Raw genomic sequence first — 12,283 nt, 5'->3', positions numbered from 1 at the left:
TTGCTGTTGCTCAGCTCCATCGCCACCAGTAACGTATCGCTGTTATGTGAGTTGTCCGTCATGCTGTCCTCCTTTTGTTGTTCCACTAAGGATTATAGCGATTGCGGCAACTCACATAGCATCTACATTTTGGATTTGTAGGCCGGGTGACCTCACCCGGCGAATATAAGGAGGTTTAAATGGAACGCTTTTCGATTTCGATGGAAGACGATCTGGTCAAAAAGTTCGACGGACATCTGGACCGGCGCGGCTATTCCAACCGCTCCGAGGCGGTGCGCGATCTGGTGCGTAAAGCGCTGATTGATGAAGAGTGGCAGGCGGGCGAAGAAGTCGTCGGCGTGATCACGCTGGTGTACGACCACCACCAGCGCCAGCTTCAGGATAAACTCACCGCCATCCAGCACGACCACCACGACCGGATTGTTTCATCGACGCACGTTCACATGGATCATCACAACTGCCTCGAAGTGATTATCGTCAAAGGCGAAGCCCGCGAAATCCGCGAAATGGCCGACCAGTTGAAAGCGGCCAAGGGTGTCAAATCCGGCGAACTCACCGCCGCCAGCACCGGAAGAAAGCTGTGAAACGAGTTCTTGCGGATTGAACGTGGGGCTCACTCGGCGCGATGCCTGCCCTAGAGTTTATCATGATTCACTCCACCGCTTCGGGCACCGCGTACGCGGTGAAGTCGGTTGTTCGGTATTAATTTTTACTTCTTGGTGATGTCGAATCCGAGTTCTCGAAGCATCCTAGCCGCAGAGATCATCCTCTTGAATTCAACTTTCCACACATCTTCGATGCCAACTCTTCGACAGAAATCGAGAGCGTCACGATCCTCCAGTTCCTTGGCATGGATTAGTATCATGCTGTGGAATGTTGCTGTCTTAGTCCTGTTGTCGCGGGCCGCATCGAGTGCGGTCTTGATTTTATCAATTAAGTCCATCTGTTGTTCTCCTTTGCCGAACGTTACTCGTCAATCTGAGCCCCGCAAGTGCGGGGGTGACAGATGTGAAAGCGGTGGTTGGATTTTCTATGTCTTCATGACAGAGATCTGAACGCTGGCATCATGTTTGAATATTCAAGGCAGGTCACCGAATCAATCTCGTTGTAGGTCATTGGTCCGGTCGCCCCGGTCAGTTCTGTTGATTTTTGTTCGGTTTCTTTGAGTTCATTGAGCGCATCATCGTGCATGATGCGAGATGCGTTGATCAGGTTCCATGCTTGTCTGGCGGTGGGTTCGAGTTTTGGAAAAACTCCAGAAATCAAGGTGGCTAACCAAAGCTCGATAACTGACTCACTAATCTTCACAAGGTCTATGGCAAAATCAGGGAACGGCAAGCCTAATGCGTTCTTGTTGTATTCAAGTTGTTGGCGATTCTTTCTGGTGGAGTTTAATATACCAGTGAGGTCTGTATAGAGTTGTATTAACTCGTCTTCGGTGAATCTGTGTGGGGCGAGAAGTAGTTTCATGGCTGGTTGATTATTAAGGAAACCTTGGAACAAGACCGCGGAGAGAACTGAGATTTTTGCCACACGAATTTCGGGGCCAGCCTGAAGTGTATTGAGAAGGCGTTTTGAAATTGTCTTCCCCTCGTTGAAGTAAACGGTTTTTTTAATAAAGTTCATGGTAATACGCTCCTGTTATTCAGCTTGCTATGCACTCAAAATTGCACTCAGGATTTGAACATTTTTCAATCTGCAGTTGGGTGCAAAGTTTGGGACGAAGTGGGAATCGACCGAGATCGGCTTGCCAGCATAGAGGGCAACAGTTGTCGGGGAGGGGTTCGCCTTGGCTGTTTTTTACGGTATCGGTCATTGTCTTTATCCTAAATCCAACCGGGTTATCAGCCTTACTTTGGTTTTTGAAAGGTTAAACTGCCAATGCCGTGAATGTAGTGTTGCGGTCCAATCATGACAAACCGGAAATCATTAATTTTCAGTTTGTTACGTACCGCAGGCATCCTGCCTGCCTTGAAACAGGGACGGTCTTTGCAATCGAGGAAACGATTTGGTTTTCGGGATGGATTATTTCTCTCTCAGGTGTTACGTTTTCTCAATTCGTAATCAATCGCAGGAACGTCTTTATGAACATGGATGTCGCCATTCTATGCTGGACCGCCGCAACAATCGGATTTGTGCATACGATTTTCGGGCCGGACCATTATCTGCCGTTTATCGTCATGAACCGCGCCCGCAAATGGAGTTCGACGAAAACGGCGTGGATTACCTTTTTCTGCGGTCTGGGTCATGTGCTCAGCTCGGTGGTGCTCGGCCTGATCGGTATCGCCTGCGGTATCGCCGTCATGAAGCTGGAAGCGTTCGAGGCGTTTCGCGGAAACATCGCGGCGTGGGCATTGATTGGATTTGGTTTCGCTTATATGGGCTGGGGCATTCAGCGCGGCATCCGCAACCGTCCGCACACCCATCTTCATTTGAAAGAAAACTGTGAGCCGGCCCATTCGCACAGCCATGACGGCGTACATTTCCATGCGCACGAACCGGCGAAAAAAGCCAACATCACGCCGTGGATTCTGTTTACCATCTTCGTACTCGGTCCGTGCGAGCCGCTGATTCCGCTGCTGATGTATCCGGCTTCACAGCATAGTCTTCTTGGCACGGTGCTGGTTGCGACGGTGTTCAGCGCGGTGACGATCTTTACAATGATGGCCATTGTCATGGCCGCTTCATGGGGAATCAGCTTTGCCCGCCTCGGAAAACTGGAGCGCTGGACGCATGCACTGGCTGGCGGCGCGATTGGCCTTTCCGGCGTCGCCATCCAGTTCCTTGGCCTTTAGGTCTGGAATGGTGGATGATTGGATTGCTGGATGAGTGGTTTCTGGTTCGCAATAGTTGCGGGCATTTCTTTTCTTAAGCATAGCTACACGCACCAAGGAGAGAAAAATGGATACACGAACGTTAAACGAGCAGATCATCCTGTCCGTTTTCACGGCAGATGATGAGGCCAAAATGAAGGCCTTGGATATCCTTCAAAACAAAGAGGTTCGACAGGCATTAAGCGGGCCTTTGTTGCTGACTATGGGGGAAGCCACCGAGTTGTTAGGAGTCAGTCGAGCCACGCTTTGGCGAATGATAAAAGCGGGCAAATTGAAAAAAGTTGAAATCTATTCCGGAGCCTTCCGGCTGAGAATTTCGGATGTTCTGGCACTGGTTGGATGATTGAATTGCTGGAGTAGCGATTTAGTTCCTTGGACTCTGATGCTAGTATTGGAAAAGGTATGTAGTTCCGGCTTTAGCCGGAGCAGGTGATGCCGCCTGAAGGCGGAACTACATACCTTATACCAGATACGCATGATAATCGGTACAGGCGCAGGTTGGAACGGGTTCCTGTGGCCGCGCACGGTGGGCGCGGTTGAGATTTCAATCCTTGGAACTTTCCGTGTCTTCGGTGTGTTCCGTGGTGAAAACTTCCGGTACGCTGTGGCGAAATGATCCGTCCTGTTGAACATCCCGAAACGCTGCTGGCGACCGAACGCTTTTTTGCGTCCGGCGGCGGGATGGAAAAAGCGCACGCCGACAGCGACTTCCCCTTCGAAATCCGTCCTCAGCAGCAGCAGATGGCGCGCGCCGTCGCCGAAGCCTGCGCCAATTCCTGTCACCTCGCGGTCGAGGCGGGCACCGGGGTCGGCAAAAGCTTTGCCTATCTCGTTCCGCTGATTCTGAATGCGCTGGCGCAAAACGTCCGCGCCGTAGTCGCCACCTACACGATCACGCTTCAGGAACAGCTGATGGAGAAAGACATTCCGTTTCTCCAGCAGTCGCTCGGCGTTGATTTTAAGGCGCGGCTGGTGAAAGGCCGTTCCAACTATCTCTGTCTGCGCCGTCTAGCGCGTGCCCGGCAGATGGGCAGTGATCTGTTTGATTCATCAAAGGAAATCGAGCTGGCACGGATTCGCGCCTGGGCCGACACGACGGTCGAAGGAAGCCGGCAGGAATTGGAGCCGCAGCCTTCATCCGAGGTTTGGAGCGCGGTTTGTGTGGAGCACGGAAACTGTCTTGGTAAAAAATGCCCTGACTATGAACATTGTTTTGTAATGAAGGCGCGCGCCGGACTGCATGAAGCCAATCTGCTGGTGGTGAATCATCATCTCTTTTTTTCGGAACTGGCGGTACGTTCGACCGGCGGCGCGTTTTTGCCGGACTACGGCATGGTCGTTTTCGACGAAGCTCATCAGATGGAAAATGTGGCGGCGGAGCATTTAGGAATCCGCTTGTCGCGCTACGCCATGGAGCACTGGCTGCGGCGGCTGTTTACGCAGGATAACCGCAAAGGGCTTTTCGCGGTGATGCGCGACGGGCGCGGCGCCGATCTGACAAACCGCATCTGGGACGAAAGCGAACGGTTTTTTGAAGCGATTCATAAACACTGCCAGCTGTCGGAAAGCAACCAGACAGTCCGGCTGCGCGAGCCGCCCGCCGTCGAAACCCGCCTGACGGAACAGCTGGCGGAACTCGACGTTCATTTCGGTACGCTGGTTCGCGATATGGAAGACGAAAGCCTCAAGGCGGAACTTCAGTCGGCGCGGATGAAGGGCAAAGCGTTTATCGAAATGCTGACGACCTTTCTGACTCAGAGCGAATCCGGGCATGTTTACTGGGCCGGGCTGGAAGGCAAGACGCATAAACAGCCGGTACTGTATTCCGCGCCGGTGGACGTGGCGAAGCTGCTTTCCGGGATGCTGTTCGACGAAGTACCGAGCGTCGTGATGACCAGCGCGACGCTGGCGGTCGGCGACGACCTGAGCTGGTTCCGCGGACGGATCGGCGCGGAACACTGCGACGAACTGCAAGTCGGTTCGCCGTTTGACTACAGCCGTCAGATGCGCGTGAAGATTCCGGCGAACATGCCGGATCCAACGGATGAAAAGGCGTTTGAAGCCGCCGTGATCGAAGCCCTGCCGCGTTATATCGCACAAAGTCAGGGCCGCGCGTTTGTGCTTTTTACCAATGCGGGGTTTATGCGCCGCGTGGCGGAACAGGTGAAAGATCAGCTTGAAGGGATGGAATTTGATCTGCTGGTGCAGGGCGCCGGGCTTCCGCCGCAGGCGATGCTGAAGCGGTTCCGCGAGCACGGTTCAGCCGTGCTGTTCGGGCTGGACCGGTTCTGGATGGGGGTGGATGTGCGCGGCGATGCGCTGAGCAGTGTGATTATTGTCCGCCTGCCGTTCGCTGTGCCGGATCATCCGCTGGTACAGGCGCGGCTGGAAGATGTTAAAGCGCGCGGCGGCGATGCGTTCCGCGACTATTCGCTGCCGTCGGCGGTGCTGAAATTCCGTCAGGGAACCGGACGGCTGATCCGCACGGCGAGCGATGAAGGGACGATTGTGATTCTCGATCCGCGTGTAACCAGCAAGTGGTACGGACGGCTTTTTTTGCGCGCACTGCCGGAATGCCCGGTTGAGATTGAAGAATAAATCGCGCCATTTGCATTTTGTTCTGGCGGCGGAGTAAAGGTAGAGGCTAAATTTTGTCCGTTATTTTAAGGAGTGCAGGTATGGGCGTTAAAACAGTCGGTCTGATTCTCGGCGGCGGGGCGGGAACCCGTCTCCAGCCTCTCACACAGGATCGCGCCAAACCGGCGGTTCCGATTGCCGGAAAATACCGGCTGGTCGATATTCCGATCAGCAATTGCATCAACAGCGGCATCCGCTCGATTTACCTGCTTACGCAATTTAACAGCGTTTCCCTGCACCGGCACATTCAGTCCACCTACATCTTTGACCAGTTTTCGCCGGGCTACGTCCGCATGCTGGCCGCCGAACAGACGCCGACGTCCAGCATCTGGTTTCAGGGCACGGCGGATGCGGTTCGTCAGTCGATGCGCCACTTCATGACCAGCGAGCCGGATATCGTCGTCATTCTTTCCGGCGATCAGTTGTACCGCATGGATTTTTCCAAAGTGATCGCCGAACACATGGAACGCGGCGCTGACGTTACCATCTGCACCAAGCCGGTGCCGCGCCGCGAGGCCGGTTCGCTGGGTATCATGCATGTCGATGAGAAGAACAAGATCATCGAATTCGTTGAAAAACCGGGCGATACGCCGCAGTTGGACGGACTGCGCGCTCCGATGTATAAAGACGAACGCTACCTCGCCAGCATGGGGATTTATATTTTCAACGCCAAGGTGCTGGCCGAACTGCTGTGCGGCAATGACCATCCGGACTTCGGAAAACACATCATTCCCGCCGCCATTCACGACTGCAAGGTGTACAGCCACATTTTCGAAGGCTACTGGAAAGACATCGGAACCATCGGCATGTTTCACGACGCCAATCTGGCGCTGACCGATCTCGTGCCGGAGTTCACCTTTTACGATGCCTCAGCACCGATCTACACCCACATGCGCTATCTGCCGCCGTCCAAAATCAACTGCTGCGACCTCAACCGCTGCCTGCTGGCCGAAGGATGCATTATTTCCGGACACCGGATTCTTCATTCAGTCGTCGGACTGCGCGCGGTGATCGGCGAAGGCACTGTGATTGAACATTCTGTCATCATGGGCGCCGACTACTTTGAACACGAAAAGAAGACGGTCGGCAACGGACATATCCGGCTCGGAATCGGCCGCGACTGCTACATCAAGAACGCCATCATCGACAAGAATGTGCGCATCGGCGACAGCGTTTATATTTCGCCCGACGGCAAGCAGGAAGGCGAGCAGACCCAGCACTATGTGGTTCGCGACGGCGTCATCGTCATTCCGAAAGGAACCATCATTCCGTCCGGCACGCGGCTTTAGTCTTTGTCGGCGTAGAAGGGATACCGCTCTGGATTTACGGAGCGGTTTTTTATTTTCCAGCGTTTGTACATCCAGAGCCAGTGCTCCGGATAGTTGCCGACCTGACGCTCGATGGCGGACATGATCTGCTGAGTCAGCGCGCGGGTGGTTTCCTCGCTGGCGGTTTTCGGCGGGACAATTATTTCGGTGATGTAAAACCGGTAGTGTCCGCCGCACAGCGGCTCGCAGAAGCCGATGAAAATTTCGCTGCCGGTTTTTACGGCCAGCGCGGCAGGCGCAGGTGTTACCGGAACGGGCAGGCCGAAGAAATCAACCCAGATGCCGCCTTCATGCTCTTCGGTATTTTGATCGACCAGGAAGGCAACCTTTCCGCCGCCGCGCAGAACGCCGAGCATTTTGCGGAGCGCGCCTTCGCGCGGAATAATTTTCTGTCCGGTTACTTCGCGCCGCTCAATCAGCAGACGATCCACCGCCGGATTTTTGACCGGCATGGCGATGCTGTAGAACGGGAAGTCGTGGAGCGCCATATTCTGTCCGGCCACTTCCCAGTTGCCGAAGTGCGCGGTGACACAGATCTGATTTTTTCCGCAGAACAAACGCTGCACGCTGTCGTCGGGTTTGACGTACCGGTTTAGCCGCTCCTTGGATTTTGTTCCAAACCAGATGACGTCGAGCAGGGTGCGGGTGAATGTGATGAATGAGTGGCGCAGAATGGTCCTTTTTTCTTCCGGACTTTTTGACAGACCGAAGGCGATGTCGAGATTGGCCAGACCGATTTGTCGTCCGCTTCGGTCAAACAGGAACCCGAGATTTCCGCCAGCCCAGGCCAGAGCGAGTATGACGCGGCGCGGAAGCCGTGGGATAACGGCCAGCGCGACGCGGAATGCGGCGGTTTCAAACGGACGGCGCAGGGTTCTGTAAAATTTTGCCATATCAGCCGAAGACCACCGTGCGGTTTTTATAGACCAGCACTTTGTTTTGCAGGTGCGCCCAGACGGCACGGGCCAGAACGAGTTTTTCGAGGTCGCGGCCCTTGCGGATCAGATTTTCGACCGAGTCGCGATGGGTGACGCGCATGACTTCCTGTTCAATGATCGGCCCTTCGTCGAGATCGCCGGTGACGTAGTGGCTGGTTGCGCCGACAATTTTTACGCCGCGCTGGTGGGCGGAGTGGTACGGCTTGGCACCGACGAAGGCGGGCAGGAAGGAATGGTGAATGTTGATGACGCGGTTCGGAAAGTGTTTGCAGAAGTCGTCGGAGAGAATCTGCATGTAGCGCGCCAGCACAATCACGTCGATGTTGTACTGCTTGAGCAGTTCCATCTGCCGGGCTTCCTGCTCCGCCTTATTGTTCTGTGAGACCGGAATGCAGTGGAAGTCGATACCGTGCATTTTTGCAGCGGGCGCGAGGTCGGTGTGGTTGCTGATAATCAGCGGGATTTCGGCGTTCAGGTCGCCGGAACTTTGCCGCGCCAGCAGATCGAGCATGCAGTGCGGAAATTTTGAAACGAAAATGGCGATGCGCGGTCTGTAATCGGAAAAGTGCAGTTCGTGTTTCATCGCGAAACGCGCGGCGATCAGACTGAACTTTTCGCTGATCTGGTCGCGGGGCAGGGCGAAGCCGTGCAGTTCCCATTCGACCCGCATGAAAAATACCTGCTCTTCGCCGTCGGTGTGCTGTTCCAGATCAATAATGTTGCCGTTGTGGCGCATGAGGAAATCGGTGACGGCGCAGACGATGCCCTGCCGGTCGGGGCAGGAAATCAGCAGAATGGCAGACGCTTCGTTTTTCACAGGTAAATCCCTCCGTAATTTGAGGACGAACTTTATAGACAACCGGACGAAACACCAATAGGTTTTTGCGCATGAAAAACCGGATGATTACCCCGTTTAAAACTCTGGCGGCTTTACTGCTGCTGGGCGTATGCAACCTTCAAGCAGGAGAACCGACCATGATTCTGATGAAAACCACCAAAGGCGATATCAAACTCGAACTCGACGCGGAGAAAGCGCCGAAAACCGTCGCGAACTTCCTTACGTATGTTGAAAGCGGCCACTACAGCGGCACCATTTTCCACCGCGTCATCAGCAATTTTATGATTCAGGGTGGCGGACTCACTGCCAATATGGCGGAGAAAAGAGCCCCGAACAAAGTCGAGAACGAAGCCAATAACGGGCTGAAAAATGTTCGCGGCTCCATTGCCATGGCCCGCACCTCCGATCCGCACAGTGCCGGCGCGCAGTTTTTCATTAACGTCGTGGATAACGGATTTCTCGACTTCAAATCACCGACTCAGCAGGGCTGGGGCTACTGCGTTTTCGGCAAAGTCGTTGAAGGCATGGATGTGGTTGACGCCATTCGGAATATCCCGACCGGTTCCGGCGACGTGCCCAGAGAAACGATCACCATCACGGAAGTCACTGTGCTGAAATAGAACTAATTCAGACCGGAATATGCGGTTTCCATATGCTCACGTATGGACTTATACATTTCGCGATACGACTTTAATCGTACCTCGAAGTACGAGGTTGTCACTTGTTTTGGGTTTGCGCTCCGCTCAAGATCGACCGTCACCTCCGCCAGTTCAATAATGTTTTTCTTGATGCTTTGAGGAAGGTATCGGGTTTCGTTTCTGCGATATGCTGTGTGAAATTTACTCGCAAGCTGGTTGTGCTTGCGAAGCCATTCCTGGATTGCGTCATTATCAATCGTGCTGGTAATGGGCTTGGTGGAGTCTTCTGACAGGGACGCCATGATATCAAAAAAGGCATCAACACCATTTTCAACTTCATTGACGATTTCAGCTTCTTCGAGATATTTCCCCATATCAACTCGAACCCATGTCGCATCATTTAATCTCAGTGCCATGCGCCGAGCATCTGCGAATGGGGTGTCTTTTGTAATCCAGTCCGGCAGGCTTTTGGGCTTGAGCAGGTAAGAAGATACGCCGACGACCTGATTACTCTCGTTGATTACCGGACCCCCGCTGTTGCCGGGAATGATATTGGAAGAAATTTCTAGCCGGTCGGATCCCATAGCCACCACGTTGCCGCTCAGCACAGTCAAGACACCGGCTCCGCCGCTGTCGCCAAAGGCGTAAATAGGTTGATTGTAATTGCACGATTCGGCCAGAGACAGTCCATTTGTCCGATCCACACGAAAGCGGATCAGATCGCGGTCTGTCGCCACTTCAATAACAGCGGGCAAGGCAATCTCGTCGCGTTTAATGTTGGAGATTTTTGGTGATTTTGTGTGCTCAAAAACATGGCTGTTTGAAACCAACCATACTCCGGAATCGTCTTTCATCAGGAACGCGCTTCCGCTTCCGTTCTTGCCTTTAACGAAGTAGAAGGCATTTTCGATGGCTCGCATCTGCTCCGCAGGAATCTGAACGGCGGGCTGACGACGGATTTCTTTTGCCGCCGGTTGTGTTTCGCTTTTTACTACCGGTTGTGCTTCGCTCTTTTCTGCCGGTTCGCTGGACGGGACTTTCGCTTTCGGGGGTCTTCTTTTCATGTAGTTCGACTGAGAAAGCCCGGACAAAGGAAGCCCGAACAGGACAAGAAGTAGGATGAACCGAACCATATGAATTCCTCCGCGAGTAAGACTCCGCAAAAGTAACGGCGCAAGGAATCAGTGACAACATATAATTCTGTTTTTCGGAGCAGAAACCGGTATAAAACGAACTCGGATATGACTGTGGTATCGAAAATTATAAACTCCGGCTGGCGGGCGGTGCTGGTCACAACCGGCGGCGGATCGGGAGCGCTCAATGCACTGCTCAGCACTCCCGGCGCCTCGCGCTTTGTCTCCGAGGCGCATGTGCCGTATTCGCCGGAAGCGCTCGAACGCTTTCTTGGCGAAGCTCCTTTGCAATCCGTCTCTCCCGAAACTGTTCGTGCGCTCGCAAAGAAAGCTATTGAAAATGTAGGACAGGCATCCTGCCTGTCTAGACAGGCTGGAAGCCTGTCCTACGTTATGGGAATCGCTTGCACCGCCGCTCTGCAAACCGATCGCGAACGGCGCGGCGACGACCGCGCGTTCATCTGCATAAAAAACGCTGACACAGAAAAAGTTTACGCACTTCATCTTTCCAAAGCTTCCCGCGCGGAGCAGGAGTCGCTTTTGAGCGACTGGCTGCTTGTTCTCATCGGGCAGGCTGTCGGCGCGGAGCGCGGACTGATGCTTCCCGGTTCGTTCAATCCGGTTCATCAGGGACATTTCAATTTACTTAACGTCGCGGAAGAAATGACCGGTCTTCGCGGAACCTTTGAGCTTTCCTGCGTCAATGTCGATAAACCGGAAACGCCGGAAGCCGAATGTCTGAAGCGCGCCGCCGCCATCCGCGATATTCCGGTGGCACTGACGCACGCTCCGCGCTTTATTCAGAAGGCCGAACTTTTTTCTAAAACCACCTTTGTGGTCGGGTTCGATACAGCGATCCGGTTCATCAAGGACTACACATCCGAAGATTGGAAAAAAATCCAAACCTTGGAAACCAAATTTCTGGTCGCCGGTCGCCAACACAACGGAGTTTTTCAGACTCTGGAAAATCTTGCTCTGCCGCCGGGTTTCGCGTCACTTTTTGAAGCTGTGCCGGAATCAAAATTCCGCGCAGATATTTCCTCATCCGCACTGCGAAACATATGAAAAAACATCCGGCATTTCATCGAACCGAATTATTGATCGGTGAAGCGGCGCTCAAGAAGCTCTCAGAGACCCGCGTGATTCTGTTCGGCGTCGGCGGTGTCGGCAGCTGGTGCGCCGAAGCGCTGATCCGTTCCGGCGTCGGCCATCTGACGATTGTGGATAACGATGTAATCTGTGTGACCAACATCAACCGCCAGCTTCAGGCGACGGCGAAAAACGTCGGCCGGTCGAAGGTTGACGCGCTGAAGGAACGGTTGCTCGACATTCATCCTGACGCAGACATCACGGCGCTACAGAAAGTTTATAATCAGGAAACGCGCGAGGAATTCAATCTGACGGGCTACGACTACATTATCGACGCCATCGACAGCCTGTCGCATAAGGTCGATCTGATTGCCTCCGCGATGGAATCCGGCGTTACGCTCTTTTCCGCCATGGGCGCGGCGAGTAAACTGGATGCCACGACGATTCGCGTGGATTCGATCTGGAAATCGCGCGGTTGCCGGCTGGCCCATTTCGTTCGCAAGCGGTTGCGTCAGCGCGGCGCGACCGGCGACTGTCTATGCGTCTATTCCGAGGAAATGCTTCCGGCATTCGAAGCGGTAAAAGCCGCCTGCGGTTCAGCGCATTGTTTCTGTCCCAAACAACTTGATGACGAAGGGAACGAAATTCCGTCCGATGTCTGGTGCCATCAGAAAGCGCAGATCAACGGCTCGATGGTGCATATCACCGGTGCGTTTGGTTTCAACCTCGCCGGACTGGTTGTGCAGGATGTTTGCCGGAAATCTGGCGAACGGGATTACGGAATTTTGTAGCCGAGGTCCTTGACCTCGGGTTTAGTCCGCGATCAAGGATCGCGGCTACATCGCGGC

13 protein-coding genes are annotated in these 12,283 nt (G+C 53.9%); 8 read left to right on the top strand and 5 right to left on the bottom strand.

Annotated elements, in window-relative coordinates; all coding sequences use genetic code 11:
- Window positions 1-179: 179 nt before the first annotated feature.
- Window positions 180-584, top strand: coding sequence for a nickel-responsive transcriptional regulator NikR (nikR, locus tag HOO88_07175; GenBank protein NOU36535.1), 405 nt, complete (start codon window positions 180-182; stop codon window positions 582-584).
- 125 nt (window positions 585-709) lie between these two features.
- On the opposite strand, the gene HOO88_07170 is transcribed toward nikR, so the two are convergent.
- Both HOO88_07170 and HOO88_07165 read right to left on the bottom strand, forming a co-directional pair.
- Window positions 710-943, bottom strand: a complete 234-nt coding sequence (locus tag HOO88_07170; protein NOU36534.1) for a hypothetical protein — start codon at window positions 941-943, stop codon at window positions 710-712.
- A 95-nt stretch (window positions 944-1,038) separates the two neighbouring features.
- Entirely contained in the window at window positions 1,039-1,626 is a 588-nt protein-coding gene (locus HOO88_07165; GenBank protein ID NOU36533.1) for a hypothetical protein, read from the bottom strand.
- Window positions 1,627-2,084: 458 nt separating this feature from the next.
- On the opposite strand from HOO88_07165, the gene HOO88_07160 reads away from it, so the two are divergent.
- From HOO88_07160 to HOO88_07145, 4 genes are all read left to right on the top strand, one after another.
- Complete coding sequence (locus HOO88_07160) at window positions 2,085-2,795, top strand: hypothetical protein (GenBank protein ID NOU36532.1); 711 nt, start codon at window positions 2,085-2,087, stop codon at window positions 2,793-2,795.
- Between the two features lie 106 nt (window positions 2,796-2,901).
- Window positions 2,902-3,177 carry a helix-turn-helix domain-containing protein gene (locus HOO88_07155; protein NOU36531.1) on the top strand — a complete coding sequence of 92 codons (276 nt, stop codon included), beginning with the start codon at window positions 2,902-2,904 and terminating at the stop codon, window positions 3,175-3,177.
- Window positions 3,178-3,446: 269 nt separating this feature from the next.
- Window positions 3,447-5,432: an ATP-dependent DNA helicase gene (locus tag HOO88_07150; protein ID NOU36530.1), complete on the top strand. Its 1,986-nt coding sequence runs from the start codon at window positions 3,447-3,449 to the stop codon at window positions 5,430-5,432.
- A gap of 80 nt (window positions 5,433-5,512) precedes the next feature.
- Window positions 5,513-6,760 carry a glucose-1-phosphate adenylyltransferase gene (locus HOO88_07145; protein NOU36529.1) on the top strand — a complete coding sequence of 416 codons (1,248 nt, stop codon included), beginning with the start codon at window positions 5,513-5,515 and terminating at the stop codon, window positions 6,758-6,760.
- Here HOO88_07145 and HOO88_07140 read toward each other — a convergent pair.
- Window positions 6,757-7,692, bottom strand: a complete 936-nt coding sequence (locus tag HOO88_07140; protein NOU36528.1) for a lysophospholipid acyltransferase family protein — start codon at window positions 7,690-7,692, stop codon at window positions 6,757-6,759. The two genes, HOO88_07145 and HOO88_07140, sit on opposite strands and share 4 nt — an antisense overlap.
- A gap of 1 nt (window position 7,693) precedes the next feature.
- Entirely contained in the window at window positions 7,694-8,554 is an 861-nt protein-coding gene (gene purU, locus HOO88_07135) for a formyltetrahydrofolate deformylase (GenBank protein ID NOU36527.1), read from the bottom strand.
- 158 nt (window positions 8,555-8,712) lie between these two features.
- Between purU and HOO88_07130 the strand changes: the two genes are divergently transcribed.
- Window positions 8,713-9,195: a peptidyl-prolyl cis-trans isomerase gene (locus HOO88_07130; protein ID NOU36526.1), complete on the top strand. Its 483-nt coding sequence runs from the start codon at window positions 8,713-8,715 to the stop codon at window positions 9,193-9,195.
- A gap of 2 nt (window positions 9,196-9,197) precedes the next feature.
- On the opposite strand, the gene HOO88_07125 is transcribed toward HOO88_07130, so the two are convergent.
- Window positions 9,198-10,346, bottom strand: a complete 1,149-nt coding sequence (locus HOO88_07125; protein ID NOU36525.1) for a trypsin-like peptidase domain-containing protein — start codon at window positions 10,344-10,346, stop codon at window positions 9,198-9,200.
- A gap of 108 nt (window positions 10,347-10,454) precedes the next feature.
- Here HOO88_07125 and HOO88_07120 point away from each other — a divergent pair, with 108 nt between their 5' ends.
- Together HOO88_07120 and HOO88_07115 are read left to right on the top strand one after the other, a co-directional pair.
- Entirely contained in the window at window positions 10,455-11,411 is a 957-nt protein-coding gene (locus HOO88_07120) for a hypothetical protein (GenBank protein ID NOU36524.1), read from the top strand.
- The gene (locus HOO88_07115) at window positions 11,408-12,226 is read left to right on the top strand and encodes a tRNA threonylcarbamoyladenosine dehydratase (GenBank protein ID NOU36523.1); all 819 of its coding nucleotides are present in this window, start codon (window positions 11,408-11,410) and stop codon (window positions 12,224-12,226) included. The genes HOO88_07120 and HOO88_07115 overlap by 4 nt, the downstream gene beginning before the upstream one ends.
- Window positions 12,227-12,283 lie beyond the last annotated feature (57 nt).

Source organism: Kiritimatiellaceae bacterium (assembly GCA_013141415.1).
Taxonomy (GTDB): Bacteria; Verrucomicrobiota; Kiritimatiellia; order Kiritimatiellales; family Tichowtungiaceae; genus Tichowtungia.
This window is presented reverse-complemented; position numbering and strand designations above follow the sequence as displayed.

Bases quoted from the DNA above. Each gene is read 5' to 3' on its own strand.
- HOO88_07160 (NOU36532.1), top strand. From the start codon at position 2,085: ATGAACATGGATGTCGCCATTCTATGCTGGACCGCCGCAACAATCGGA.
- nikR (NOU36535.1), top strand. From the start codon at position 180: ATGGAACGCTTTTCGATTTCGATGGAAGACGATCTGGTCAAAAAGTTC.
- HOO88_07120 (NOU36524.1), top strand. From the start codon at position 10,455: ATGACTGTGGTATCGAAAATTATAAACTCCGGCTGGCGGGCGGTGCTG.
- HOO88_07150 (NOU36530.1), top strand. From the start codon at position 3,447: ATGATCCGTCCTGTTGAACATCCCGAAACGCTGCTGGCGACCGAACGC.
- HOO88_07155 (NOU36531.1), top strand. From the start codon at position 2,902: ATGGATACACGAACGTTAAACGAGCAGATCATCCTGTCCGTTTTCACG.
- HOO88_07170 (NOU36534.1), bottom strand. From the start codon at position 943: ATGGACTTAATTGATAAAATCAAGACCGCACTCGATGCGGCCCGCGAC.
- HOO88_07165 (NOU36533.1), bottom strand. From the start codon at position 1,626: ATGAACTTTATTAAAAAAACCGTTTACTTCAACGAGGGGAAGACAATT.
- HOO88_07145 (NOU36529.1), top strand. From the start codon at position 5,513: ATGGGCGTTAAAACAGTCGGTCTGATTCTCGGCGGCGGGGCGGGAACC.
- HOO88_07115 (NOU36523.1), top strand. From the start codon at position 11,408: ATGAAAAAACATCCGGCATTTCATCGAACCGAATTATTGATCGGTGAA.
- HOO88_07125 (NOU36525.1), bottom strand. From the start codon at position 10,346: ATGGTTCGGTTCATCCTACTTCTTGTCCTGTTCGGGCTTCCTTTGTCC.
- HOO88_07130 (NOU36526.1), top strand. From the start codon at position 8,713: ATGATTCTGATGAAAACCACCAAAGGCGATATCAAACTCGAACTCGAC.
- HOO88_07140 (NOU36528.1), bottom strand. From the start codon at position 7,692: ATGGCAAAATTTTACAGAACCCTGCGCCGTCCGTTTGAAACCGCCGCA.